At 53.0% G+C, this 25,811-nt stretch carries 21 protein-coding genes; 13 read left to right on the top strand and 8 right to left on the bottom strand.

Annotation, left to right across the window (positions count from 1 at the left end; genetic code table 11):
• Positions 1-13 precede the first annotated feature (13 nt).
• Positions 14-511, top strand: coding sequence for a preQ(1) synthase (gene queF, locus MKX76_RS15670; protein WP_007130817.1), 498 nt, complete (start codon positions 14-16; stop codon positions 509-511).
• Positions 512-687: 176 nt separating this feature from the next.
• Here queF and MKX76_RS15675 read toward each other — a convergent pair whose 3' ends face one another.
• Both MKX76_RS15675 and MKX76_RS15680 read right to left on the bottom strand, forming a co-directional pair.
• A complete protein-coding gene (locus MKX76_RS15675) occupies positions 688-1,599 on the bottom strand; it encodes an EcsC family protein (protein ID WP_028406451.1) in 912 nt (303 codons plus the stop codon).
• Positions 1,600-1,823: 224 nt separating this feature from the next.
• Positions 1,824-2,312, bottom strand: a complete 489-nt coding sequence (locus tag MKX76_RS15680) for a Dps family protein (protein ID WP_341035049.1) — start codon at positions 2,310-2,312, stop codon at positions 1,824-1,826.
• 328 nt (positions 2,313-2,640) lie between these two features.
• Here MKX76_RS15680 and MKX76_RS15685 point away from each other — a divergent pair, with 328 nt between their 5' ends.
• The gene (locus MKX76_RS15685) at positions 2,641-3,750 is read left to right on the top strand and encodes a GNAT family N-acetyltransferase (RefSeq protein WP_341034131.1); all 1,110 of its coding nucleotides are present in this window, start codon (positions 2,641-2,643) and stop codon (positions 3,748-3,750) included.
• A gap of 250 nt (positions 3,751-4,000) precedes the next feature.
• Here MKX76_RS15685 and MKX76_RS15690 read toward each other — a convergent pair whose 3' ends face one another.
• Positions 4,001-4,678 carry a general stress protein gene (locus MKX76_RS15690; RefSeq protein ID WP_007130821.1) on the bottom strand — a complete coding sequence of 226 codons (678 nt, stop codon included), beginning with the start codon at positions 4,676-4,678 and terminating at the stop codon, positions 4,001-4,003.
• Positions 4,679-4,908: 230 nt separating this feature from the next.
• On the opposite strand from MKX76_RS15690, the gene MKX76_RS15695 reads away from it, so the two are divergent.
• Together MKX76_RS15695 and MKX76_RS15700 are read left to right on the top strand one after the other, a co-directional pair.
• The gene (locus tag MKX76_RS15695; protein ID WP_341034132.1) at positions 4,909-5,862 is read left to right on the top strand and encodes a hypothetical protein; all 954 of its coding nucleotides are present in this window, start codon (positions 4,909-4,911) and stop codon (positions 5,860-5,862) included.
• A gap of 71 nt (positions 5,863-5,933) precedes the next feature.
• Positions 5,934-6,173 carry an NHLP leader peptide family RiPP precursor gene (locus MKX76_RS15700; RefSeq protein ID WP_007130823.1) on the top strand — a complete coding sequence of 80 codons (240 nt, stop codon included), beginning with the start codon at positions 5,934-5,936 and terminating at the stop codon, positions 6,171-6,173.
• A 96-nt stretch (positions 6,174-6,269) separates the two neighbouring features.
• On the opposite strand, the gene MKX76_RS15705 is transcribed toward MKX76_RS15700, so the two are convergent.
• From MKX76_RS15705 to MKX76_RS15715, 3 genes are all read right to left on the bottom strand, one after another.
• Positions 6,270-8,159 (bottom strand): sensor histidine kinase, encoded by a 1,890-nt coding sequence (locus tag MKX76_RS15705; protein WP_007130824.1) that lies wholly within the window; start codon positions 8,157-8,159, stop codon positions 6,270-6,272.
• Between the two features lie 154 nt (positions 8,160-8,313).
• Entirely contained in the window at positions 8,314-10,224 is a 1,911-nt protein-coding gene (locus tag MKX76_RS15710) for a HAMP domain-containing sensor histidine kinase (protein WP_341034133.1), read from the bottom strand.
• A gap of 205 nt (positions 10,225-10,429) precedes the next feature.
• Entirely contained in the window at positions 10,430-11,881 is a 1,452-nt protein-coding gene (locus tag MKX76_RS15715; RefSeq protein WP_341034134.1) for a SulP family inorganic anion transporter, read from the bottom strand.
• A gap of 349 nt (positions 11,882-12,230) precedes the next feature.
• Between MKX76_RS15715 and MKX76_RS15720 the strand changes: the two genes are divergently transcribed.
• From MKX76_RS15720 to MKX76_RS15735, 4 genes are all read left to right on the top strand, one after another.
• A complete protein-coding gene (locus tag MKX76_RS15720; protein WP_341034135.1) occupies positions 12,231-12,959 on the top strand; it encodes a hypothetical protein in 729 nt (242 codons plus the stop codon).
• Between the two features lie 324 nt (positions 12,960-13,283).
• Positions 13,284-13,463 (top strand): hypothetical protein, encoded by a 180-nt coding sequence (locus MKX76_RS15725; RefSeq protein ID WP_341034136.1) that lies wholly within the window; start codon positions 13,284-13,286, stop codon positions 13,461-13,463.
• Positions 13,464-13,584: 121 nt separating this feature from the next.
• Positions 13,585-13,977: a hypothetical protein gene (locus tag MKX76_RS15730; protein WP_051425184.1), complete on the top strand. Its 393-nt coding sequence runs from the start codon at positions 13,585-13,587 to the stop codon at positions 13,975-13,977.
• A 192-nt stretch (positions 13,978-14,169) separates the two neighbouring features.
• Complete coding sequence (locus tag MKX76_RS15735; protein WP_341034137.1) at positions 14,170-14,949, top strand: peptidylprolyl isomerase; 780 nt, start codon at positions 14,170-14,172, stop codon at positions 14,947-14,949.
• Between the two features lie 100 nt (positions 14,950-15,049).
• Here the strand turns inward: MKX76_RS15735 and MKX76_RS15740 are convergent, their stop codons facing one another.
• Positions 15,050-17,203, bottom strand: coding sequence for a class I SAM-dependent methyltransferase (locus tag MKX76_RS15740; RefSeq protein ID WP_341034138.1), 2,154 nt, complete (start codon positions 17,201-17,203; stop codon positions 15,050-15,052).
• A 580-nt stretch (positions 17,204-17,783) separates the two neighbouring features.
• On the opposite strand from MKX76_RS15740, the gene MKX76_RS15745 reads away from it, so the two are divergent.
• From MKX76_RS15745 to MKX76_RS15765, 5 genes are all read left to right on the top strand, one after another.
• Positions 17,784-18,503 (top strand): 3-ketoacyl-ACP reductase, encoded by a 720-nt coding sequence (locus tag MKX76_RS15745; protein WP_007130834.1) that lies wholly within the window; start codon positions 17,784-17,786, stop codon positions 18,501-18,503.
• Positions 18,504-18,994: 491 nt separating this feature from the next.
• Positions 18,995-19,918: an AEC family transporter gene (locus tag MKX76_RS15750; protein WP_341034139.1), complete on the top strand. Its 924-nt coding sequence runs from the start codon at positions 18,995-18,997 to the stop codon at positions 19,916-19,918.
• A gap of 29 nt (positions 19,919-19,947) precedes the next feature.
• Positions 19,948-21,135 (top strand): MalY/PatB family protein, encoded by a 1,188-nt coding sequence (locus MKX76_RS15755; RefSeq protein WP_028406331.1) that lies wholly within the window; start codon positions 19,948-19,950, stop codon positions 21,133-21,135.
• Positions 21,136-21,291: 156 nt separating this feature from the next.
• Positions 21,292-22,560, top strand: a complete 1,269-nt coding sequence (locus MKX76_RS15760) for an MFS transporter (protein ID WP_341034140.1) — start codon at positions 21,292-21,294, stop codon at positions 22,558-22,560.
• Between the two features lie 14 nt (positions 22,561-22,574).
• On the top strand, positions 22,575-23,681 hold the full coding sequence (locus MKX76_RS15765) for an ArsR/SmtB family transcription factor (protein ID WP_007130838.1): 1,107 nt from the start codon (positions 22,575-22,577) through the stop codon (positions 23,679-23,681).
• Between the two features lie 134 nt (positions 23,682-23,815).
• Here MKX76_RS15765 and MKX76_RS15770 read toward each other — a convergent pair whose 3' ends face one another.
• On the bottom strand, positions 23,816-25,735 hold the full coding sequence (locus MKX76_RS15770) for a DUF4855 domain-containing protein (protein ID WP_341034141.1): 1,920 nt from the start codon (positions 25,733-25,735) through the stop codon (positions 23,816-23,818).
• Positions 25,736-25,811: the final 76 nt, after the last annotated feature.

A 25,811-nucleotide genomic window follows, 5' to 3' on the forward strand; every position in this document is an offset into this window, starting at 1 on the left:
GAGTTATGCATTCATGGCTGGAAGACAAAGAGAGGAAATGCAAGAGGTTACCCTGCTGGGCAACCAAGGCACGAAATATACCTTCGAGTATGATCCCGGCATCCTGGAAAGCTTCGACAATAAGCATCCATATCGGGATTACTTCGTAAAATTCAACTGCCCCGAGTTTACAAGCCTGTGTCCGATTACGGGCCAACCGGACTTTGCCACCATTTACATCAGCTACATTCCGGATATTAAAATGGTGGAGAGCAAGTCCCTGAAGCTGTATCTGTTCAGCTTCCGCAATCATGGCGATTTCCATGAAGACTGCGTCAACATCATCATGAACGATTTGATTAAGCTGATGGATCCGAGATATATTGAAGTGTGGGGCAAATTCACTCCGCGCGGCGGGATATCCATCGATCCGTACTGCAACTACGGCCGTCCCGGAACCAAATACGAGGAAATGGCTGCACAGCGTCTCATGAATCATGATCTGTATCCGGAAAAAGTGGATAACCGTTAAATACAAGTTACCTGTACTGGTAACAAGTACAGGTACAAGTTAGATTTACAAGCAATCTATCACTTCTTATACGATGCTTTCCTCTAGGCATTCATATCCATAAGGGCCGCTCCATTTACGGAGCGGCCCTCTTTTTAGTCTCAATCTGCACCCATTCTTCTGGCTTAGCTGAAAACTTACAGCGGATATTCCATATTGCGCAGTCGGTGGTTCAGGCGACGTTTTTTGTAGAGCATCTTTCCGGCTTCCGCCACGTCCCCGATGGTGCCCTTGTTGTTGATCGAGCCGAATACAATCCCGGCAATCGGAATAAGCTGGAACAGCTTCTTCATTCCGAAGCTGTCCGTGTACGACTGGATCACTTCCCTCCAGCCCTGCAGCTGGGAGAATACCTGATCCGTCCCCTTCTCGTCATCAAAGCTGGCGAGCTCCTCCAGCACCGCCTTCTTGCCCACTATATCGGCGGAAGCGAACTGCAGGCACTTCACGATAAACACCCGCTCCCTGGTATCGTTCGGATCATAGCCGTAGCATAGCGCCATCTCTTGAAGCACCTTTAGTGACTGTCCGAGCACCATCGGAATATCGACTGCAATCGTAAAGACGCCGCCGATCCCGGTGGCTGCCCCTTGGGCGGCGGCAAATTTGACACGTTTAGCTGTCAAAATATCCGCCGCGGCATCCATCACCTGCAGCGGCAAACGAGAAGCCTCGGTCAAGGTCAGCTTCTGATCGCCTGAGCCATCCGCCGCGTTGCCACCTGTACGGGAAGGATCGGTTTCTTCTTCGATCTCCCACGCTTCGGCTTCCTTGGAAGCGGTCCCCTCAGCTCCCGCCGTTTTGGCCAACAGATTCATTACGGACTGCTCGCGCACCAGATACTGGCCTCCGGTCTGGATAAAGCTGCCGACATCGTTAAGCGCCTCGCCGATTTTATTCCGCACGGCCTTCGGTGTCAGCCGATCCAGAAGCATGAAGGGGATTCTGCCGAGCTTTTCCCAGAACATCACGTCTTTCTGTTCTTTTTCCCAGACCAATATCTCTTGAAGCTGTGACTCCAACACTTGCCGTGATTCCATTTCTGCCATGTTCACAATCTCCTCTTCAATTCAGCGTTAACTATGGAGTATATACGCATCAAACGTAAAAACGGCGCAGTATTTTTCAAAACTGATGCCTCAGCACGATATCGCCCAAATCGAGCAGCCCCATTATAGCCAGCTAATCATACGAAAAAGCCATCCCATCTGGGATGGCCATTTTACGATGTTTTTCGAAATGTAATGAACATCAAGCAACCTGTATACGCCGCTTATTTGCCCAAAAATGCGTTCAACATCCAGGCATGCTTCTGAATATCGGTCATCATGCCCGTGAACAAGTCGGCTGTCGCATCGTCACCTGCTGCATCGGCTGCCGCGATCCCCTGCTTAAGCTCGGCTGCGATCGTTTCATAATCAGCGATAAGCTGGCTCACCATCTCTTCAGCGCTGTTCTCACCGTTCGCTTCTTGAAGCGTCGTCAGCTGCAGATACTGGGCCATGCTTGCTGCCGGTTTGCCACCGATGGCCAGCAGCCGCTCAGCCAGCTCGTCCACGTAATCGGCTGCCACGTTATACAGCTCCTCAAACTTCTCATGCAGCACGTAAAACTGTGGCCCTTTCACATACCAGTGGTAATGGTGCAGCTTTACGCCCAGCAGGCTCCAGTTCGCAACTTGGAGATTAAGGATGCTGTGGAGCTCGTTTTCACCCTGCAGGTTTTGAGTCAAATTTACATTCGCGTTCGTATTTGTATTCATCATCTATATCGTCTCCTTTAGTTGATATTGTATTTAGACTTATTCTAAATCCTTGTCTTTATAATATCAGATTTTCATCTTATTTGCAAAGCAATTCACGATTTCTTAGATGAAGTTAGGATGAAGATTTTTCTCTGTTTTTATACCCTATCATAAGTGCTCTTTGCCGAGCCGGCTGTGAATTGAATCATGTTGTTCTTCAGGTGATGGGTGCTGAGAGCGTTTTATCCATAAAAATCTATTAATTTGTAAACGTTTACTGGAAATCCCGAGGTCTGTCACCTTATACTGGTGTTAAGTGACAATCATAGGGAGGTGAAATACCCCAGTGCATATTTCTATCATGAATTCCGATCAACTGACCCAAGCGATTGAATTATCCGATCGTATTTTTCTTAAGCAGCCCGAGCAGCCCTCCATGGGCGTATCCTTCCCGCTTATCTTCTCTCCGGGTATCAGCCATTCATACGGAGCATGGGATCAAGAGAAGCTTGTCTCGTTCATGGGATTTGTCCCGTTTATGATGAAGATCCACGGAGCAAGGCTGAACGTATTCTCGATCGGATCCGTATGTACGGACCCAGACTATCGGGGACAGCGGCTTGCCGGTTCGCTGCTTCAAGCATGCATCAAGCATGGCGAAGCTTCAGGCGCATCCCTGATCTTCATCTCCGGAGGGAGATCCCTGTACACCCGTGCCGGCAGCCGTTTGTTCGGCCGGGCCCAGCGCTTTCAGGTGACCCCTTCCATGGTCGAGCCCCTTCGGTCCTCCACCGCAAAGCAGGTTCAGATCCGGGCCATGAAGCCGGAGGATCTGTTGCAAGTGCACGCGCTTATGGAAGATCGGGAAGCTGGGTATATGTCGACGCCTACCGAGCTTGGCAAGCTGCTTGACGCAAGCGCCTATTCCAACGTGATCCGGCTTGAGCAGCAAGTGCTTGTCGCCGAGCAGAACGGGGAATTGTCGGCATTCGCAATCATTGCCGTGCCCGGAACCGTGATGACGCCTTCCCGCGCATCCACGCTTGTGGAATGGGGCGGCAGCCCGGAAGCCGCCGCGCTGGTCATTGCTGAAGCAATCGCCGGTTTTAACCTGCCGGAGCTGATCATTCCACTGGCCTGGCAGGACCGAGAGCTCGCCGCGCTGCTTCAATCCGCCGGTGCCATGCCGGAATCGATCCAGAATGACGGGACGGTTTACCTGGTGAACGGAATCCGGCTTCTGGATCAGCTGGCTCCGCTGCTGCCGGAAGGCGCCATCCAAGCCGATGGGGAGCATGGACCTTATCGCATTACGCTCTCGGGGGAGACTGTTGTCCTGGATGACGAAGGACTGCTGTCGCTCCTGTTCGACCCTTTGTCTCCGTACCGGATTCAAGGGACAGCAGCGTTCGACCCGATTCCGCTGCCGTATACCTCCGGGCTGCAGTATATTTAAATAAGCCAACGGATACCGAATACTCATCGAACCGAATGTTCACCGAGGTTTGGCCTGATAGTAAATTTTTTATCCTAGAGATGAGCCGCTTTTCCAGATTTAATAGGCATAAAGTGATTGATGGCAAACCGTAACTGCGAAAGGAAATCCATAACGGTTACTGAAGTGGCTTGACAGCAGGAAGAGGGGCTGCCCCAGATCGATGATCTTGTGGGACAGCCCCTCATTTTATAGAGTAATATATAGTATCTTAAAGTCTCTTAGATGACCCTTCGCGGCCCGTGCTTACACCATCAGGTCTCACCGCGCCTCCGTCCCCGTTGCCATAGCCGTGATACAAATTCGGATCCGGAACGGCATCCTCGGTAGCCGCCGCCGCTTCCGTGCGGGAATCGATTGGGGAGCCCGTGCCGTTGTACGTTGTTCCTTGACGGTAATGATGCTCATTAAGCGCGCTGTTGCTGCGGAAGATATCATATACCTTTCCGCCGCGGCTCTCATCCGCATCCACCATGACGAGAATATGCCCTTCATCCACATAGCTTCCGTATTCCTTCGCCTGATCTTCCGGTATGCCGAGTCCGATCAATCCTCCAACCAGCCCGCCTGCGCCTGCTCCGACGGCAGCTCCCGTAAGAGTGGCAGCGATGGGACCTGCAGCGACAATCGGGCCGATGCCCGGTATAGCAAGCGCGCCGAGCCCGGCAAGCAGTCCGGTTACGCCGCCCAGGACGCCGCCTGTTGCTGCCCCGGACGCCAGGCCTTCCGGCGCCTTCGTCCCTGTCTCTTCCTCAATCGCCGACGTTTCACCGCGATCCTTTGCAATGACAGAGATTTCATCTGCTCTGAACCCTTGCGACTTTAGTTCCTCTATAGCGCGAGTTGCTTCCTCTTCCGAACGAAAAGCACCAACAATTTTCTGAGTCATATGAGTTACCTCCTTATGGTCATTTCAGTTATCGGTGTACACTTCATTCTTAAACGTCTGAGGACTTGATCAAACAACAGATCTCGGACAAAAGGCATCGTTCCATCGATTTCCATACCGAGCGGAAGAATCTCCCCTGAATTTGAATGGTAATATTTAACTATTAAGTTATTCATGCTAGAATTAAAAGTAAGTAATTCCCAATAAAATAGAAATAGGCTGGTGATTCGATGAATTGGTTTAAGCCATTCGAGGACGATCTTGCTGCCGTATTTGCGCAATGCGAAGCTCGATTGTCGGACCTGCCCCCTCCGTTGAATGAACTCGGAATTTCGTATTTGCGCGCTTTTGACGTCTTCGAGCAAGACAGCTCCAAAAACTACATCTGTTATCTACTTCCCTTCTGGATGAAAGAACTTACCACACTCCCAGCAAAAAGTTACCGCCACCTGGCAGCAGCCAACATCATCGGCATGCTCTACTATTTCATTCAAGACGACATCATGGACTCTGTTCGGGAGAGTCCATCCCCGCTCCATGTGAAACAGCATCTTGCACTCGCGACCCTTTTATATTCGGAATTCCTTGCGATGTACCAAGCTTACTTCCCGCCTGACTCCGCATTCTGGCAATTTTTCAAAGTTTATAATCAAGAATGGTCGGATGGCGTCATTCACGAGAGCAGCGCTGATTATTTCGTGAACGTGCCGATTGGAGTCGCCAAGAAGGCCGCTCCGGTTAAACTCGGCAGCACTGCCGTCCTCCTTCTGGCGGAACGCCCTGAGCTGATTCCTGCCGCGAATGACATGATGAACCACGTGCTGCTGACCTTGCAGATGATGGACGATTGGATGGACTGGAAGCAGGATCTTGCAGACGGCAGCTACAACTGCCTGCTCGCCATGATTAAAGCAAGGCTAGGGCGTCCCTGGGATGCAGCGCTAACCGAAGCGGAAGCTCAAGAGGCGATTTATATCCGCAACCTCTTGAAGCCTTATGCAGCGATTGCAGCTGAGACGCATACCCGCCTGACAGAGACCAGGCTTGACGCGCCGAATCTGATATCCTTCCATTATACGATGGTGGACGAGCTCATTTCGGATGCAAATCATATCGAAAACAGCAAGCAAACCCTGGCTTTAGGCGGTTTGAATTATTATTTGTCTATATCAACCAAAAAATAATAGATTTTAAATTTATTCCATGGTATCCTTAAAGAGTAAATTATAACCATTTATTTGAAAGGGTGATTCTAATGACAACAGAAGCCATCTTTCAAACACAACTGATTCAAAAAGCATGGGAGGATCCTAGCTTTAAAGCAAAGCTGGTCAGCGATCCGAAATCAGCGATCAAGGAAGTACTTGGCGTGCGAATCCCCGACCACATTGAAGTAAGAACGCTCGAAGAGCAGCCCAATGAGCTGTACCTGGTCATCCCTCCGAATCCGGCAGGCGTGATCAAGTCCGAAGCCAAAGAAAGAGCCATCTGGTAAAGACTACATAACAGCCCGGGATTTACTCATACATGGAAGAACACGAAGCAAAGAGTGGGGACTGGAAGCCTTCCGCCAAGTCCGCAGCCTACGATTTTATTCGTAAGCTGCGGGCAGCGTGATAACGGCATCCGTCCCCACTCCTTTTTTACTTGTAAATTGAATGCTGCCATCCATGGCCTCGATAATTCGAAACGTGACCATAAGCCCGAGTCCCGTCCCCTTCGTCTTGTTGGAGAAGTACGGCTCGCCTAACCGGGCCAGCACATCCTCCCCCATTCCTTCGCCGTTATCCACGACGTGTATGTATACCCGCCCCTGCTTCTGATAGCAGCGGATCTGGATGACCCCCTCCTCTTGCAAAGCTTCAATGCTGTTCTTGATAATGTTAATGAACGCCTGCTTGAACTTGGAGGAATTGCCGCGTACGGCAAGGTCCTCTGGAATGTCTACGGTGATCTTTCCGCCATGCAGATGCGCTAGCGGTGCAAGAATCCCCTCGATATGCTTGAATTCGTCGGAGATCTGAAGCACGGTGTCCTTGCCGAACTCCGGCTTGGCAAAGGTCAGGAAGTCCGTAATAATGCCCGACGCCCGATCCAGCTCCACCAGCGCCAAATCCAGATACTCGCGTTCAGCCGCCTTGGCCTTGCCCATGAGCAGCTGTAGAAATCCTCGTGTTACTTGAAGCGGGTTGCGGACTTCATGGGCTACCGAGGCTGCAAGCTCGCTGATGATCTCCATCTTCTCGGAGCGCTGCAGCTCATTGTTGAACATCTCCAGCTCCTTGGAGTATTGGAGAATCCGTTCATGATTTTTGGCAAAATGGCGCCCCAGAATGACAATGAGCGATACGATAAAGACGACAACGCCCCATTTCCATAGAAACAGATTATAGCTTCCCCGGCTGAGGAAAAACTGCAGCAGCTCGCCCAATCCGATAACGGCAAACGCGGCAAAGCCTGCATTGAAAATGACGGCATCCCTGTTTCCTTTGATGGCAAAATACATCGAGCTTCCGATCAGCAGCGTGAATTGCAGGATCATAACAACGCCGAGCACCTGCACGGAAAAGAAGTAGTACAGCCCAAACCACTGGTTTGCGGCCAGTTGATTGGCGATCAGGAACAGAATACAAAACAAGGAGTAAAACACTTGGAAATTGCGCAGTTTGTGAAGCATGCCCTTCCAGCCATGACCGAATATTTTTTCGAAAAACAGGCTGAACGAAGGCAGAAGGACGAGTAATGAAATATCATACATGTGTGTAAAGATGTTTCCGTATTCTTCAAAAACGGTGTAAAGGAAAGGGGAGTAAGTAAACACCAGGATGCCGACAGATAGGATGGTAAAGGCCAAAGAAAGGACGGCGACCAGATATTTATTGTTCAAAAAGACAGCACATATGAGCATCACGAAGGCAATGAATAAGAAGGCGCTGCCTAAAATGATATCGCCCAGATTCGATCGGACGAACCGGTTCAGAAGCTCGTGGTATGGGCCGATCACGATTTTTCCGTCGACCATAATATGATCTCTTGCCGTTTCCAGCCATACATACAGGTCCTGGCCGGATAAATCCTCATGCAGCGGGAGCAAGATATGGTTCAGCTCATAATTGTAGGTTCTCGCGGATTCATAGATTTTCCGTTCGCCGGCAAACACCGCTACCTGCTGTCCGTGGAGCTTGTCTATTAGTATGCCTTGCGAGGAGGAGGAGATATCCGGAAGTTTCATATGAATCCATGCCGACGTCTTGCTCTGCGGCTTCGGGTGTTCGGAAATCCGGGCGGAGCCTTCCACCCAAATCTCCCCCTCTGGCGGCGCACGATCCGGCACTTCCCCTGCATCCGACCATAGAATTCGCCACTCCTTAATCACAGCTGACGCTGGCGCACTGGCAGCGCCGGAGGATAACCCCGGAATGCCGAGGGTAATACCAATTGTGATGATCAGGGACATACCGATTCTCCATCCAGATCTCATGCACGCACCTCAAACATTATAATGAATACCTCCTAAAAGTATTCGATGCGTTAAAACATTCCCCCTTCTAAAATTCATAATTATGAAAAATTTTTCTATTCTTTTGCTGCTAAAATAACAGGAGATACCGATCCGGTATCTCCTAAAAACGCGTTTAAGTTGGGTTTCCTTGATGGTTCGATGCACAGGCAGGGAAGCGGATAATCGCTTCGGTGCCGAACCCTTTCCTGCTGTTGAAGTGTATGGTGCCGTTCATCGACTTGATGATCCGGTAGGTAACCATCAGACCGAGGCCCGTTCCCTTGGATTTATTCGAGAAATACGGCTCTCCGAGCCTGGACAGCTCAAGAGCATCCATCCCGACCCCATCGTCTTGGATATGGATAATGACCTCGTTCGATTGAGCATAAGCCCAAATGCGGACAGTACCTTCCCCGTCGAGAGCTTCAATACCGTTCTTCACGATATTAATCATCGCCTGCTTCAGCTTGGAGGAATTACCGGTAATACATAAATCCTCTGCTTCTTCCAGCTCAATCGTACCGCCTGCAAGGTTGGCTAGCGGAAGCAGAATGCCGGTAACATGCTTTAGCTCCTCGTACACGTTCAGAGGCACAATCTGTTCGACTTGCGGCTTGGCAAACGTCAGAAAATCCGTAATGATCCCCGACGCCCGGTCCATCTCCTTTAAGGCCAAAGCGAAATATTCCTTCTCATCCGGCTTGGCGCTCTGCGAGAGCAGCTGCATAAAGCCGCGCGTCACCTGCAGCGGATTTCGGACCTCATGCGCAACCGAAGCGGCCAATTCGCTAATAATCTCCATCTTCTCGGAGCGCTGCAGTTCATTATTGAACAGCTCCAGCTCCCGGGAGTACTCGAGCACCTGCTGATGACTCCGGACGAATTTTCGCCCCAGCATGACGATCAGCGATACGACGAGCGCAATAACGCCCCATTTCCATAAATAGAATTCATAGTTGCGGTCTTTCATATAGAAGCTTATCAGGTCACCCAGCGTCAGCAGGGCCATTATGCCGAATCCGAACGAGAAAATATAAGCGTCTTTATTACGTTTGGATGCATAGAGGATCGTAATTCCGATAAGCAGCGACAGCTCCAGAATAATCAGAATACCGAGGATCTTCACTGTAAATAAATAGTAGAGCTGAGGAAACGGATGCGTGCCGACCAGCTGAACGATAAGCAAAATCAGGCACAGCCCGGAATAGCCCATCTGGAATCTTCGGCCATAGCGGATGATCCGGTAAGGACCCGGACCGTATATTTTTTCAAAATAAAAAAACATGGCAGGCATGATAGCAAACAAAGCCGTATCAAACAGGGTTACCCATACGCTTCCCAGATCGCCATAGAACGTGTAGAGGAAAGGCGAATAGGCAATCAGCAGCGCACCGAACGCAAAAATAACGATGCACAGGGCAAGCCAGCTGGGTACCGTATGCCGCGGAAGAAACAGGCAGCATACGGTCATGACCGCGGCGATGAACAATAAGGAGCCGCCAAGTATGAAATCCTCCAGATCCTTCTTGATGAATACGCCCCGCATATGTTCATACTCTCCGAGCACGATGTCCCCTTGGATCCCTAATGCAGTATCCGTTCCCTTCGACCATATATAGACGGTTTTGCCGGCATCCTCTCCGGTAACCGGCAGCAGCAGCGTATGGTTCATATATACAAAATCCCGCTTTACTTCGTATAGTGGCAGCTCTTCCAGAAAAGCCGACACATCCTGCCCCTTGACCCGCTCGATCAGTACAGCCGATTGTCCCGGCGGCAGCTTCGGCAGCGTGAACCGGTTCCATGACGAAACAGCCCCGTCCGGCCGAGGGGGGGATGCCATCCCCTTCTTTGCATCGATCCATTGACTGCGGCTCCTGATGCTTGCAGGATTCACGTCCCCTTCCCGATCCTCGAACTCCCACAACACCTGCCAATCGGAGATTACCGCGGGAGCAGCTTGCGCATGAGCGGGCGCGTCCCAGAATGACATGAGCGGCATCATCAGCAGCAGCAGGAGTATGTATTTAGGTACATCCTTCATTTTGTGCGCACCTCTAACCGTCCTTCGTTCATAATGTAGGGTTTTACTGCGTTTATGCGTCATGTCGATTCGACAAACTTCGTCTTGATTTACAACCAATATACCATGAAAAGCAACACCCGTTGTCAGAAAAATTTTAGTTGTTAAGAAAATGAAAAGGGACTGCTGGTCTGCCATCACAGTGGCAAGCAGCAATCCCTTAAGGTTAGTGTGAAGAACTGGAAGCAAGCCCCATTCTTTCAACCATCCGCTTGCTTTCCTCATTCAAGCCGACGATGGTCATATGCTTGCCTGCCTCCTTGTACTTATTAAATATTTTGGAAATTGCGTCCGTTCCGGACTGATCCCACACATGCGACTTGGAGAAATCAATCGTGACATGGTCCGGATCGTTATGAGCATCGAACAGTTTGATGAAATACATCGCCGTCCCGAAAAACAGCTGTCCCCGAATTTCATATACCTTGACTCCATTGGCCTCGATATGCGGATTGGCATAAATTCTCGCCATCTTCCAGCCGAAATTCAGCGCGCTGAGCACGATGCCGATCATGACGCCGATGGCCAGATTATGGGTTGCAACTACGATGATGACCGTCGTGAGCATAACCACCGTATCTCCGAGCGGGATCCGGTAGAGCGTCCGAAGCGAGTTCCATTCAAAGGTGCCTATGGACACCATGAACATGACGCCGACCAGGGCAGCCATCGGGATCTGCTTGACGACATCACCAAGGACGATGATCAGAAACAGCAGGAACACGCCGGCAACGAGCGTAGAGAGCCGTGTGCGGCCGCCGGATTTAACGTTGATGACCGTCTGTCCGATCATCGCGCAGCCGGCCATCCCCCCGAAAAATCCGGTAATGATATTCGCGATTCCCTGTCCCCGGATCTCTCGGTTCTTGTCACTGTCGGTCTCGGTCAATTCATCCACGAGCGAAGCCGTCAGCAGCGATTCGGTCATCCCCACGACCGCAAGCGCCAAGGAGATTGGAAGTATGGTCATGATCATCTCCAGACTGATATACACATCGGGAATATGGAAGAACGGAAGCGTCTGCGTTATGTTGCCCATATCTCCGACCGTGCGCACGGGAGCCCCTGTCCATACCGCGATGATCGTCATGACAATGATCGCCACAAGCGCTGAAGGAACAGCTTTCGTGAGCAGCGGCAGAACATAGATGATCACGAGCGTCCCGGCCACCATCAGAAACATCGGCCATGACTCCCCGACAAAGTTCGGAAGCTGGGCCAAAAAGATAATGATGGCAAGCGAGTTCACAAAGCCGGTAATGACCGGCTGCGGCACGAAAGAAATAAACCGTCCGAATTTCAATGCCCCCATCAGCCATTGCAGAAGTCCCGTGAGAACCGTCGCTGCGTATAAATACTCAATGCCGTGCTTGGCTACGAGCGGTCCCATCAGGGAAGCCATCGCCCCGGTCGCCGCGGATATCATGCCCGGCCGGCCGCCGAAGAATGAAATGCTGACCGCGATGACAAAGGAAGCATATAAGCCGACCATCGGGTCGACGCCGGCCATGATCGAGAAGGCAATCGCCTCGGGGATAAGTGCAAATGCTACGGTAAGTCCCGACAAAATATCTTTGCGCGTATTGCCAAAGAAGCCTTGTTTAATCCATGCAAACAAAGAGAAAATCACATCCTGTTCGTATCTTATGGTTGGCGCCCCACTCTCAGGTTTGCCCGGGTCCGATAATCACTTTTCCGATTATATATCAAGCCGGTCCCTATTTTCAGATATTAATAAAGCGCATTCATTGCGGTTTATCTCTCAATTCCTCTTAAATTCAAATGATCACGCATCGATATCCCATTTTCAAGAATTTCATAATGATTCTTGCGGCCGGGAATGCTATCAAAAGACTTACGACTTCCCTCACGGCCTTTGAAAAGCGATTCATTCCTGATCCAGCGGGTAAAGTCGGAATATATAAAACATCCCGAAGCGGGATGGTATGGAAAGGAGTTATCAACCGATGCGCGACGAGAACAATCGGAATACGCTGCCTGAGTTGATATACCTGGAATATGAGACCAAGCGGAAGATCGACGAGACGGATATGATTCCGGAGGATGACATTCGGGATGTAAACACCTACACAACCCAGAGCCTTAGCAGTGAGGAGGCCGACCACAGCGGATACGACCAGAATGAGTCCGCCCCCGCGGACGCGAAGCCGCCCGCAGCAGTGATAAATCCGGACCATAGCGCTCTTGATGCTTGGGAAGCGGCAGGCGCTGAGCCTGATAACCGGACGATCGCCGGGGAGCCGGCATCCGGGTCCTCGGCAGATGCCATCGATGGGCAGGAGCTCAAAGCGGAGGGCCGGCTCCCTCTGGACCAGGCATCGGCAAATGCCGCCTTCGTCCATAGGGATGAGCGTGAGGCAAGAGAATGGTTGGATATGGAAGGTGAGCCGCCGACGCGGCCAGGAGATGAGGTGATCGCGGAATACGCAGGCGATGCTGAACGCCGCGTGACAGCGGATGCTGCCTTTTCCGGAAGCGGCACGGCTTTTCTGGGACAGGGACAGGATCTATTCATCACCGATTCAGCCGGTGATGATGAGGATTACACGCCGCTTCAGGACGTCCCGGATGCCGACGCCATTGCAGCGGACAGCCCGGTTGACCCCGCTGCCCCGCAGACCGATCTAATGCATGGAACGGATCTTTTGAACGGCAGCAACGGTGAAGAGGATTAATCCGGATTCCAGCTGCTCGTTTTGAGCCTATGAATGATCAAGACCCGCCTTCTCTTCGTCAGAGTGAAAGCGGGTCCTGTTATATGAATCTATTTTCCGAACAATATGTCCAGCCAGCCAAGCAATGACATCCATAGCAGGATACCGATCAGGGTTCCCCATATGAGTGCTGTTAGTATATTGCCCTTTCGTTCCATACCGAGCCTCCCATATTCTGTCTTTTATAGTAATTCAGTATGGGTCAAGCCACTATTTCTTATACCGGCCAAGCTCTTTATCTTGTAATCTACGATGTACCATAACCTAGGAGTAGGAGGATTCGCCATGAAACAGCCTTCCGACCGTGACACCCCTCTTGTCACCGAGCGTGACATCGACGAGGAATTTGGTCTTTTCGTAGAAGGGTCCTATCCGGACAGCGTTCCCATTCCCGACAGCGTCAAGCGAGAGAAGCCGGATGGCAGCGATACCAGCCATCGCGGAAACGAGTCTTCAAACGGCTGAAGCCTTGCATCCACTACAAAGATATAGGTACAAAAGCTGTGCTGAGTCCTTCTCATCTTTCACCCATAGGATGCCTTCCCACATACACTACACCATATGAATTCGGAAGGATGATGTGAAGATGAGCGGACCTCGATTGACCCGCTTGATGCAAAATATCTCCCTGCAGCAGCGGCTGGCCTCTTTAGTCGGGCATCTTGCAGAAATTAACGGCCCGAATATGGGGCTCGAACCCGGCCGGCTGCAGCGGGTGCTGAAGAGCCAATTTATCGTGGTGAAGGGTGAGCTGTTCGTGCCCGCAAGCCTCGAGTCGATCCGGGTATTTGATGTTAAGCCGCCGAAACGGACGATTCATGTCGGCGTGCGTACCACCTTTTCCACGGGCGGCGCCTTTAGCCGGATCCGGCTTGTCCGGATCGGCACGGATTTCATTGAGCTGCTCGCCAAGGATAAGAACCGCTCCCGGATCCTGCTCCCGCTGAACAAAGTGGAGGGCATCTATCAAGTGAAATAAAGACTCGAAGCTTTCTTTGGCCTTATCAACGTACATCCTGCAGCCTGTAGCCTCCGGACTTGCCGCCAAGCTCCGGGGGCTATTACTTATGTTTACGCTGCGAATGTTGTTTTCAGTACTTGTCCTACCTGTGTTAAAATGGGTTACGGTATACGATCTAACCTGAATAGCTAGTTACAGGAGGAGAATGAAATGCTGAAACAGAGAATGCGCTGGATGCCTGTTCTCGGTATCGTCTTTGCCGTGCTGCTGGTCCTCTCCGCATGCGGCAACAATGACAAAGGAACCGGCAGCGCAAACGGCAGCGGAACTGCCAGTGAATCCGCAAGCGGCTCTACAGGCTCGACAGGCGATTCCACGACCGGGTCCTCAAGCGGATCTGAGAACGGGGCCGCACCTGAGGAGAAAACCCCTGAAACAACCGAAACGGAGGCTAATGTACCCGATCCGGATGCAAGCCATCCGATCGTGACGATTGAAATGGAAGACGGAGGCGTGATCAAGGCCGAGCTGTATCCGGAGGTGGCGCCGAATACCGTCAACAATTTTATTTCCCTGATCAAGCAGGGCTTCTATGACGGAACCGGCTTTCATCGCGTTATTCCCGGCTTCATGATCCAGGGCGGCGACCCGGACGGGAACGGTACCGGCGGACCCGGCTACAGCATTCCCGGCGAATTTACCGCCAACGGGTTCCAGAACGACCTGAAGCATACGACGGGCGTCTTATCCATGGCCCGGACGGAGGATCCGAACAGCGCCGGCTCCCAATTCTTCATTATGGTGGCGGATGCGCCTCATCTGGATCAGCTGTATGCCTCGTTCGGCAAAGTGATTGAAGGCATGGACGTGGCAATGGGGATCGTGAATGTAGAAACGAATGGCGAAACGCCGGTCAAAATGCCAATCATGAAAAAAGTGACGGTCGACACCCTCGGCAAGGATTATCCGGAGCCTGAGAAGCAATCATAATTTCCTTGCGATATCAGGGAGCGGATCCCCTGAGATTCTGCTTCCTGATATTTACAACAAAAGGCGGTGCAGCCATGAATGCTGCACCGCCTTTTGTATTTTATTTCACCGGCTCGGCCGGTTTTTCGATAACGAACAGGCATGTACTGTCCGGCAGGGCCGTCACCCGGCCTGCATCATCGGTCAGTTCAATCCGGCCTGCCAGCGCTTCGGCATACCCCTCCTGCAAATAATGCCGCTGTACAAGAATACGGGCCTCGGGGCCCAGCGTCTTCCGTATGCATGCGGCATACCCTGAAGGCGTAAAGACGCCGAACTGCTCCTGGACTTCGTGTACGTACGCTTCCGCCCCCCAGGTATAGGTGTACAAAAATTCCATCGCATCATTGACCGGCATGCGCACCTCATTTGCAGACAAGGGCTCATACCGGATTGCTCTTCCTTGAAAGTCCGCGGCATAACGGGCCAGCCACGCCATCCCGTCCTCCTCGAGAAAACGAATTCGCCGCCATGCGTCCCCTTCGGTCATGATGCCGTCCCGGATAATGATGCGTCCACCGGGTGACAGCACCTCGTACGCGCTCCTGAGGGCGGCTTCGACGGTCGCGGTATTGAACCGTCTCCCGTCCGTTTCGATGTAAGAGTACAGCTCATGCAATATGGATGAGAAGATGACGGTATCGACCTTGCCCGGCTCAACATACTGCTTGAGCCGCAGCGCATCCCCCTTCATTACCTCCCATGACCTTTGCTCAAGCCGCTTCCGTTTTTCCAGCGCTTCGATCACGTTCGATGAAATATCGATGCCGATGGGGCGAACCTGCGGCAGCCGCTCCTCCATGAGATCAAGCAGCACGCCGCCGCCGGGCCCGATGTCCAGCACCACCGTTCCCGTGACGTACTCAAGGATGACTTGCTTGTAGTCCCCCGTGCTGTTCATATCCTCCAGATAGCTCTCCTCGTTATGAAACCGGTCGTAAGCGTCCCGGCGGAGGCCGAACAGATCGAACAGCAGCAGTACGGCTTTCTCATATAGCGGAGACTTCTCAGCCTCGATGCAGAATTCGATCAATTTTTCCGCCGCCTTGGAAAATTCGAACGTGAAGAACACGGTGTCCGGAAGACCCGGCTTTCGCACGATGCGGTGACGGAGATGCGGGTTTGCGCTGACATCTCCTTTAAGGCAGGCTTCCCAGTCCGCTTGGCGCAAATACTGCTCGATCATGCGCTTTTTATAGACATTCAGCTTCTTGGCCCCTTTGTAGTCGTAATACATGTCATTCATCAGTGTCTCGAAGCTTAAATGACGGATCGGCGGCAGCGAGTCCGGATGCACGCCCAGCCCGCTCATGCCGTCCGTTCCCTTCCGTCCTTCCGCAGAGCCTTCAACCTCGGCCCTGAGAGACAAGAGCATCACCTTCACGAATTCCTCGAGCGAAAAATCCTGCAGTGCGGCTTCCACATACCATAGCGTCATGTTCCGCAAATCGTTTAAGGCAGTCGTCAGATCGACCCGCTCCCCGATTCGCTTAAGCTCCGATTCGAAATCTTCGCCGCTTTGGATCGAGCCCGCGCGGAGACGGCGCAGCCGGTCATGCAGGCTCCATTCCTCATCAAAGGCGCCTTCGGCTATGCGGACCACCAGCTGGGCGGTCTCCTCTTTGACGGCATGCCACAATGGCTCGGACACCGCGCCTATGATGCATTGGTTTAGCGGAACCAGCAGCCGGCTTAGCTCCTCTGCCGTAAGCTGCCCGCTTTGAACCAGCCCGGACAGCGGGGCGTTCTCCTCAAGGGCGACCTCGCCCCGAATATGCTGGCCGATGAGCCCGTGGGTCCGGATCAGCGTATGTACCATTTGTTCATGCGGCGTCATGCTCCCCCGGCGCTCCAGGACATGCCGTTCGTACAGCTGGGCCGATCCGATATGGTGGAGGAACAGATTGACGCCGGATTGGGTCCAATGGAGCCGCTCCCGTACCGTCCCGCCCTTGGCGGTTTCGGCCCATGCCAGCACCTCCTCCAGCAGCTCCTTGATCCAGTAGGACAGCGGCAAGCTGTCGAGGATCGTTAACGTCCTTTCTACATAATCCAATACAGGATTGGCATGGGCCAATTCCCCGATGGACGAGATCCGCTCCAGGTTCACGATTCGCTCTTCAGCCGAAACCAGCATGAACAGCCAGGGATGCGTCCTGCATACCGACTCGTCCCCGCCGCGAAAGGCCTTGATCATCTCCAGCGATTCCTGCATAAATTCATCCTCCGCTTTCCTAGGTTATGGACAGGATGGAGTTATCCCTCCCGTAGTCTGGTTATGATTATATCAGATCCTTCTTTAAGCGATCGCAGCAAGTCTCTAAAAGGGACTTGTGCGAGTGAAATGGAGCTCCGGGGGCCGTGCACGTCCCTAAAAGGGACTTATGCCGGCGAATTGGAGCTCCAGGGGCCGTGCACGTCCCCAAAAGGGACTTGTGCGGGCGATATGGAGCTCCGGCAGCCGTGCACGTCCCTAAAAGGGACTTGTGCAGGCGATATGGAGCTCCGGCAGCCGTGCACGTCCCTAAAAGGGACTTATGCCGGCGAATTGGAGCTCCGGGGGCCGTGCACGTCCCCAAAAGGGACTTGTGCGGGCGATATGGAGCTCCAGTGCCCGAGCAAGTCCCCAAAAGGGACTTGTGCAGGCGATATGGAGCTCCGGCAGCCGTGCACGTCCCCAAAAGGGACTTGTGCGGACAAATGGACCTGCCGGCATTTGGCGCAGGAGGGCCTGACGAGGTATACTGATCAACGAAACCATATGAAGTTATTCAAAATAAAGGAGTGAGTGTTTCATGACCCTGAAAAATAAAACAGCCTTGATTACCGGCGCAGGCAAAGGCATCGGCCGCGCGCTGGCCATCGCCCTCGCGAAGGAAGGCGTACATGTCGGACTTGTAGCCCGAACCGCCTCGGATCTGGAATCGCTGAGCGCGCTGATCGCAGAGCAGTATGGCGTAAAAGCTGTCGCTGCCGTCGCCGACATTTCGGTGCAAGAGGAAGCGGAAGCGGCGTTTGCAGCGGTAAGCATGGAGCTCGGCTCCGTCGACATTCTGATTAACAACGCGGGCATTGCCCAGTTCGGCAATCTGCTGGAGATGGAGCCGGAGGCATGGAAGCGGATCGTGGACGTCAATCTGATGGGAACCTACCATATGCTCCGCGCCGCGCTTCCAGGCATGATCGAGCGCAGTCAGGGAGACGTAATCAACATCTCTTCCACGGCCGGAGAGCGGGGCTTTGCGACCGGCTCGGCCTATAACGCCTCCAAATTCGCCGTCATGGGCCTGACGGAGGCCGTACTGCAGGAGGTACGAAAGCATAACATCCGCGTCACCGCCCTGACGCCAAGCACCGTCAACACGGAGCTTGCGGTCAATGCCGGGCTGAAGATCGGCGATGAGGACCGTATGCTGCAGCCGGAGGATGTGGCCGAGCTTGTACTGGCCGCATTGAAGCTGCCGCAGCGCGTGTTTGTCAAAACCGCCGGCATCTGGACAACGAATCCGCAGTAAAAAGCCGCTTCTCTCACGAAGCTCATCCAAACGGGTGCCCGCCTGCAGCGGGGCACCCGTTTTGTTGTGCTTTAACCGCGCGAATGCACTAACCAGCGGTACCCTTTGTTTGCGCTCAAACGCAGCTGCCCTGGCTTCGGTCAGTCGGCCTTTCCTTCATCTCGTCTTGGACGATCAGCTCTCGTCTGTGATCCACACCGAGGTTTTTTTGTCGGACCATGCCTGGGCATGGCAACGGTACCATCCGTTGCGTGTTCTACCGCGACACAACGACGATAAATGAAGCATCCAGTATTGCCCTGATCCAATTTTCCCTCGATACCGATACATACCAGGACGGGCCTTTTCCCGAAGTACGCCCGGTTATGCAGCCCTCTTCGCGGTTCTCTCGTGTCAACCTCGCGATGCCATGATATAATGACAAGGCATTTATCATTCAATGAGGGCATTCACCTTCAGCTACATTTACGGGGAAAGAAGATGACAACAGCATGATCGCCGACATTTTATTGGAAGTGGTACTCCCGATCTTCGTGCTGATCGGCTTCGGCGTAACGATGCAGTATGCATTCAAGCTGGATTTGTACACACTCGCCAAAATCAATTTTTATTACATCACGCCCGCTGCCGTGTTCATGAGCATGTACGAGTCCGAGATGTCGCCCCAGCTGCTGGGGACGGTCGCCTTGTTCTACGCCCTCTATATCGCCGTCCTGTATGGGATCAGCATGCTGGTTGCTCGGCAGCGGAAGTTCAACCGCGGCATGAAGGCCGCGTTCACCAACAGCCTAATTCTCGACAACTCCGGCAACTATGGCCTTCCGATCAACAACTTGGCCTTCAAGGGCGATCCGATGGCAACCTCGGTTCAGGCGCTGATCATGTCCTTTCAGAGTCTGCTGACGTTCACCTACGGCGTCATTTCCATTCAGGGCGCCAAGACGAACGGCCTCTATAAGCAAGCCATTATCGGATTTCTGAAAATGCCCGTCCCTTACGCGCTCGTTCTCGGGATTGCGCTGCATGCGCTGGACCTGCCGCTGCCCGTATTTATCTCGCAGCCGCTGATCTATGCCGACCAATCGATGGTCGCCGTCGCCCTGCTGACGCTCGGTGCGCAAATTATCAAATATCCGCTCCGGCTGCGCCGGCTCGACGTCTATTTGAGCGTCCTGCTTCGCCTGCTTGTTGCTCCCGCCATCGGGATTGCGCTTGTCCTCCTGCTCGGACTTAAGGGAATTCCGGCCCAGGCGCTCATCATCGCCTCGGGGATGCCGGTCGGCGTCAATTCGTCCATTCTCGCGGAAGAATATCAGAACGAGCCGGACTTTGCTGCACAAACGGTGCTCATCTCGACCATACTAAATGTAATTACCATTACTGGCTTGATATCCCTGGCCAAAACGATAGCCTAATTCCATTTTTGCTTAGGAGGAAATGACATATGAATTTTGATTTGACCATTGACCGAAGCTGCACCGCTTGTCACAAGTGGGATAACGTTCCCGCTGTATTCGGCGTGCCTGACGCTCTTCCGATGTGGGTTGCGGATATGGATTTTGCAGCCCCGCCTGCCGTGCTGGAGGCTCTTCACCGCCGGGTAGAGCATGGGGTGTTCGGTTACACCTTCCCGACGGAGTCGTACCAGGAGGCTATTGCGGAATGGATGCAAAGCCGTCACGGCTGGAGCATTCAAAAGGATTGGATCCAGTTCTGCCCCGGCGTGGTGCCCGCGCTGAGCCTGATCGTGGACGCATTTACGGAGCCGGGAGATCAGGTTGTCATTCAGACGCCGGTATATCCTCCGTTTCATAGCGTGGTCAAGGACCAAGAGCGGGAGCTTGTGCTTAACCCGCTTATTCGCGGGGAGGACGGGGACTATGCAATGGATTTCGAGGATCTGGAGAAGAGCCTTGCCGGCGGCCGTGTAAAAATGCTGATTCTGTGCAGTCCGCACAACCCGGTCGGACGGGTGTGGAGACGCGAAGAGCTTGAGCGTCTGGCCGATCTGTGCCGGCAGTACGACGTGCTTGTCGTATCCGACGAAATTCACGCCGACCTCATCTTTGAGCAGGGCAGCCATACGCCGTTCGCCGCCTTGTCCGACGACGCGGCATCTCGCTCGATCATTTGTACTGCGCCGAGCAAAACCTTCAATATCGCAGGGATGAACACAGCCAACATGATCATTCCTAATGAGCAGCTTCGCCGGACCTTCCGGAAAGTGCTGAACCGGTATCACATCGGCTCCATTACGCCGCTCGGAGCAGTGGCAACGGAAGCTGCATACCGCGAAGGAGGACCATGGCTGGACGAGCTGCTGGTTTATATTCGCGGAAACATGGAGCTCGTTGCGAATTATATCCGCGAGCATCTGCCGGAGCTGAGCGTGGCCCTGCCCGAAGCTACATACCTCCTGTGGATCGACTTCCGTTCGCTCGGGATGGAGCATGACAAGCTGAACCGCTTCCTCGTCGAAGAGGCGAAGCTGGGATTAAACAGCGGGGCGACCTTCGGCAAGGATGGCGAGGGCTTCATGCGTATGAATGTAGCCTGCACCCGGGCTACGGTTGAGGAAGCCATGTCACGTTTGCATAATGCGATACGACAATGGCGGGAAATGCGGAAATAGGCGAGAGATCGTCCCATAGCTAGAGGAGCCGTGCCCATGTGCACGGCTTCTCTTTTTTATATGCATCGAAGTCGAAAGTTTTATTTTTGTCTAACATTTATATTGACGATCATCTAACCATTGTGTTTTATTTATATCTATAAAGGAGGTTAGATCATGGTCTTACAAGAGCAAAGAAGAGCAAAAGCACATCGGTACCGGGATTTACTAACCCAAAGAGAGTACATGAAGCTAATGGCCGCCAATGCCGTCAACCGTTACGGCGACTCCATCGACATGATCGCATTTTCCCTCATGGTCTATCAGCTTACGGGCTCCGCTTCCTGGGTTGCTGTCATCTTCGGCGTCAACGCACTGCCGTCCATTCTGTTCCAGCCCTTTGCCGGTGCGATCGTCGAGGGAATGAACAAGCGGTATGTCATGGCGGCTGCCGACATCGGGCGCGGCCTTGCAGTGGCAGCGACGGCCATCCTGTTCATGCTTGGTCTGCTGCAGCCCTGGCTTCTCCTCCTGCTCACCTTCATGAATTCGACTTTGGAATCCCTGCGCATCCCGGCAGGGCTCGCCATCATCCCCCGGCTGCTTCAGAAATCCATGTACCCGCACGGCATCGCCTTCAATACGACGCTCAAAAAAATGATGGAGCTGATCGGCCTCGGCTCCGCTGCCGCGATCATCGGAATGTTCGGCCTTGGGACCGCCATTCTGATCGATGCTGCCACCTTCATCATTTCGGCTGCTCTCATCCTGGGAATCGACAGTAAAGAAACATCGATTAGCGGCAGGCTCAAGCTGGATATGATAGGTTACATGCATACGCTTAAAGAAGGCTTCGATTACCTGAGCAACACCCGCACCGTATTTACGATATGCCTGCTGGGAGGCGCCATCGGCATTTTCTTGATCCCGATCAATTCCATGATGGCTCCCTATACGACCGACTTCCTCGGTTTATCCGCGAACGGAATGTCCGCAGCCGGTATCTCTTCGACGATCGGTCTTGGTTTGGGCGCGATTCTGTTCCCTTATCTGCGTAAAACATTGTCGTCCCGCATCCTGTTCATCTCGGGGGGAGTCGTAATCGGGGCCTGTTATCTCATTTGGGTCTGGATCGCTGCATATGCGGACCAGCGCGTGTTCGTCTATACCTTACTCATCATTACCATGCTTGTATTCGGCTTTTTCGCTTCCTTCGTCGAAACGGTGATCGGCGTATCCTTTATGGAGCATATCGAAGAGGCGTATTTATCGCGCGTCGGCGCGATTTTCAACGCGATCGCAAGCGTAACGATCCCGCTCGGATCCATGCTGATTGCGGCCGTCATGACGGAATTGAACCTGCTACAGCTCTTCGGGATTACAGGGATTTTTACAATCCTGCTGTTTGTTGGTATGCTCTTCATAAAGACATTACGACAGCTGTAAAGGAGTATTTCCCTATGAAAGTCGCGGTATATTCACAGCCGAATATTCTCTTCGAATGCTTGGAATTGCTCTGCCGATATGCGAATAACGAAGACACGAGAGCGGTCTTGTGCGGGCTTCAGGATAAATACCGCCTGGATACCCCTGAACTGCTGCAAGCCTTCGAACCTATCATTGAGCTTGGCGAATACGTGTATAACGGCGTCAATGCCGATGAGGAGCGTCTGGCCTTCTTCTTCAGGAGCCAGGGTCATGAGAAGTGGTGCTGCGCCCGAATGCTCCTGCATTCCTCGCTGCATGCGTATATGCCTCATCCCGAGGCCCCCGACGCGGACTTCAAGCCGCTCGTACCCATGCCGAAGGAACAACGGCTCCAGCAATATACCCGACACCTCAAGCATTGGTTTGCGGGCGAGTTGGACGGCTCCGCCGACCTCGTTGTGCAAAACGATGCCGACCTTATCAATTGGATCGATTCATTCGATGTGGACGTGCAGGAGAAATGGCTCCTGAGCCTGCTCTACCAAAATTACGACGCGTACATGCAAGAGCTGCTTCCCATCTTGAATCGGGCGGCTTCGTTATACCGCGAAAAGCTGGACATCGTTTCGCCGCTGCTTGAAGGCTTTGAGGCCCGTTACCGGGAACTGGTCGCCTCGAAGCCCATCGAGCGCTTGAACAGCAAGCTTCAAATCAAACTGCTGGATGATAAACAGGTCCATATCGTTCCGCAAGTCATCGGCTTTAATATGGTTACATACCTCAGCCATACCGGTACAGCAGAGGCCGAAACGCTGTACATCGGCGTCCTGTTTGAAACGCTGGAGGAGATCGCCCGGCAGTCGGTATCCGACGAGGAGATTTGCCGAACGCTGAAAATGCTCAGCGATCCGAGCAAATTCGCCATTCTAAAGTACATTCGGCGTCAGCCGGCTTACGGCTCGGAGCTTGCCGAGCAGTTGGGCCTGTCGACCGCAACGATCTCCCACCATATGAACGCCTTAATCCAGCAAGGCTTCGTGCAAATCGAGAAGCAAGCGAACCGCATCTACTATCGAATGAACCGCGAGGCTGTCGAGAAGTATCTCGACCTGCTGCAAACGAGCCTGCTTCAGAATTAGAAGTATTGGTCCCGCCGGTTCGTCCGCTAAATCCAACGGTGCTTTTTTAAATAAATCATTTCCATTGAACAAAAAAAGGGAACCCTTGGAATTTGAAATCCCTCGGGTTCCCCTGTCAGTATCCTTATATGCGCTTACCGCAGCCGTTTAGCCACATAATCGGCGTTTGCTTTCAACAACGGATAGGCTTTGCCGGATACCAGCCCATTCTGCTTATGCTGCTCCAGCAGCTCAAGGAAACGGTCCAAATGGCCGGAGGCCTGTTCCTTGTTCCCTTGCTCCTCAAAACGAACGACCGAATCCCAATGCGCCGTCAGAGAGCGGGCTGCCCCGTGGCTTTTGAATTGTCCGCCCTTTTCCAGCTGATTCACCAGCTCTTTCATATGAACGGTGCCGGTATTATCCAACTGATATGTTCCCTTCACGAATTGATACAGCCAATCGTACATAATCCGGATCTCAGGATCCTCGCTGGCCGCGGCTGTGCCCAACACCGGTCCGGAGCCTTTGTAGTAGGCTTTGAACGTATCCGTCATGTACCCGTATTTCACGCCGCCATCCAGATACTCCTTGTAACGCTGGCGGAATACCGGATCCGTGAGCATCCGCCCATCGAATTCGATCTCGACGCCCATTCCGAACCGTTCGGCCGTATAGGCCGCATCGTCCAGACGTTCGCTGCTCATCTCTTCGAAGAAGTAGTTCGGCTGGAATGCCACCGCATCAAACCCGACTTCTTTCCACATATAGCTTTTGTAAGCCAAAAAGTGAGGAATCCAGAACGACTTCAAGCCTTCGGCATGGATTTCGCCGTTAACGTATTTCAGCATATCCGGTCCCGAAGCGCTCGTGCTTACCTGTTCGGACAGCCAATACAACCCGACAAGCTCCAGGTGGCTATATTCGCTGCTCTCCCAACGCTTAAGAACTTCATCCATCCACCACCGGACAGCCTTCTGCCTGTTGGCCATGGCCTGCTGCTCGCCCACGCTGCCGGCATTGAAATTCTCGGATTTGCCGTCCCCGTCCACATCGCCGAAGTCCGTTACGTATTCGCCCGGGTCGGGAATCATGACGACGACCTTCGTTTTGTGGTCCGGCTCGCCGAGCTTGGTGCCCGCTTCCTTGGTAGCCTCATTGAGCTGGAACATATCGCCGTCCGCAGCAAATGTTTTATCAAGATACCAGTTCCAATCCTTCAGATTCGAGCCGCCTCCGAAATCTCTGCCGTCCGGCGACAGCAATCCGAGAACCAGAACGCCGTCGAAGAACCAGTCGACCGACTCGCCATCCTGATTCACATAACTGATCTGCGGAATGATGTCCTCTTTGCTCCAGTCTCCGTCTCCATTGGCGTAATGCCCGTTATACAGAAGGGACAAATCCCGTATGCCCGCCGTGGCTTCGCCCGGCACCAGCATCTTGAATTCCTCCGGCGGAACCCGGACCGCGCCTTTCGCCTGGCCGTCGGTGCCTGTAATTTCGATCTCGTCGATGAAGGTCCATGCTCTCGTATGCATCGTGAACGTCACCTTAACATAACGTGCGTAGGCGTGACTTGCATCCTCCGCGCCAGGCACGCCGTCCGCGCCTGCATCCCAGGCATAGGTTTCGTCGACCGGAGGTCCGTCGATCCATAGCGTCTGGGTCGCTTTATGGGTCAAGGTTGCCCAATGAACATTATCATCCGATACGTACATCGAAACGGTCAGCGGGAACAGGACGGCAGACCCGGGCCAATCCTGCAGAAAATGCGCTTTAATGCCGGAGATGGATTTCGGCTCGCCGAGATCAAATACGACCTCCCGCGTCTTCTTCCGTAAATGCCCGACCCAGGCCGGATCCAGCACGTTACGCGTCCCGAAGACGCCGTCATTCAGCTTGTTCCCTGGGTCGGGATAAGCGCTCTCCGGCGCTTCCGACCACATGTAGACCGCATCCCTGGCCAAATTCCGCGCCTCCGCTTTCGCTTCATCCGCATAGGCGGCCGGGACGAGCGAAAACATCATCAGGAGTGCCAGAACCAAGGATATCCGTTTTCTAGACGATTTCATGTCATCATCCTCCTTATTAGTCATCTTTCTTCCTTCTAAGCTTGCGACCAACTTCATAAGATACTGCAGCTGCTGC

The organism is Paenibacillus sp. FSL R5-0810 (assembly GCF_038002285.1).
In the GTDB taxonomy this organism is placed as follows: Bacteria; Bacillota; Bacilli; order Paenibacillales; family Paenibacillaceae; genus Paenibacillus_AQ; species Paenibacillus_AQ lactis.

Bases quoted from the DNA above. Each gene is read 5' to 3' on its own strand.
- MKX76_RS15745 (WP_007130834.1), top strand. From the start codon at position 17,784: ATGACCCTGAAAAATAAAACAGCCTTGATTACCGGCGCAGGCAAAGGC.
- MKX76_RS15735 (WP_341034137.1), top strand. From the start codon at position 14,170: ATGCTGAAACAGAGAATGCGCTGGATGCCTGTTCTCGGTATCGTCTTT.
- MKX76_RS15725 (WP_341034136.1), top strand. From the start codon at position 13,284: ATGAAACAGCCTTCCGACCGTGACACCCCTCTTGTCACCGAGCGTGAC.
- MKX76_RS15770 (WP_341034141.1), bottom strand. From the start codon at position 25,735: ATGAAATCGTCTAGAAAACGGATATCCTTGGTTCTGGCACTCCTGATG.
- MKX76_RS15700 (WP_007130823.1), top strand. From the start codon at position 5,934: ATGACAACAGAAGCCATCTTTCAAACACAACTGATTCAAAAAGCATGG.
- MKX76_RS15760 (WP_341034140.1), top strand. From the start codon at position 21,292: ATGGTCTTACAAGAGCAAAGAAGAGCAAAAGCACATCGGTACCGGGAT.
- MKX76_RS15705 (WP_007130824.1), bottom strand. From the start codon at position 8,159: ATGAGATCTGGATGGAGAATCGGTATGTCCCTGATCATCACAATTGGT.
- MKX76_RS15730 (WP_051425184.1), top strand. From the start codon at position 13,585: ATGAGCGGACCTCGATTGACCCGCTTGATGCAAAATATCTCCCTGCAG.
- MKX76_RS15740 (WP_341034138.1), bottom strand. From the start codon at position 17,203: ATGCAGGAATCGCTGGAGATGATCAAGGCCTTTCGCGGCGGGGACGAG.
- queF (WP_007130817.1), top strand. From the start codon at position 14: ATGGCTGGAAGACAAAGAGAGGAAATGCAAGAGGTTACCCTGCTGGGC.
- MKX76_RS15675 (WP_028406451.1), bottom strand. From the start codon at position 1,599: ATGGCAGAAATGGAATCACGGCAAGTGTTGGAGTCACAGCTTCAAGAG.
- MKX76_RS15710 (WP_341034133.1), bottom strand. From the start codon at position 10,224: ATGAAGGATGTACCTAAATACATACTCCTGCTGCTGCTGATGATGCCG.
- MKX76_RS15680 (WP_341035049.1), bottom strand. From the start codon at position 2,312: ATGAATACAAATACGAACGCGAATGTAAATTTGACTCAAAACCTGCAG.
- MKX76_RS15755 (WP_028406331.1), top strand. From the start codon at position 19,948: ATGAATTTTGATTTGACCATTGACCGAAGCTGCACCGCTTGTCACAAG.
- MKX76_RS15765 (WP_007130838.1), top strand. From the start codon at position 22,575: ATGAAAGTCGCGGTATATTCACAGCCGAATATTCTCTTCGAATGCTTG.
- MKX76_RS15750 (WP_341034139.1), top strand. From the start codon at position 18,995: ATGATCGCCGACATTTTATTGGAAGTGGTACTCCCGATCTTCGTGCTG.
- MKX76_RS15695 (WP_341034132.1), top strand. From the start codon at position 4,909: ATGAATTGGTTTAAGCCATTCGAGGACGATCTTGCTGCCGTATTTGCG.
- MKX76_RS15720 (WP_341034135.1), top strand. From the start codon at position 12,231: ATGCGCGACGAGAACAATCGGAATACGCTGCCTGAGTTGATATACCTG.
- MKX76_RS15690 (WP_007130821.1), bottom strand. From the start codon at position 4,678: ATGACTCAGAAAATTGTTGGTGCTTTTCGTTCGGAAGAGGAAGCAACT.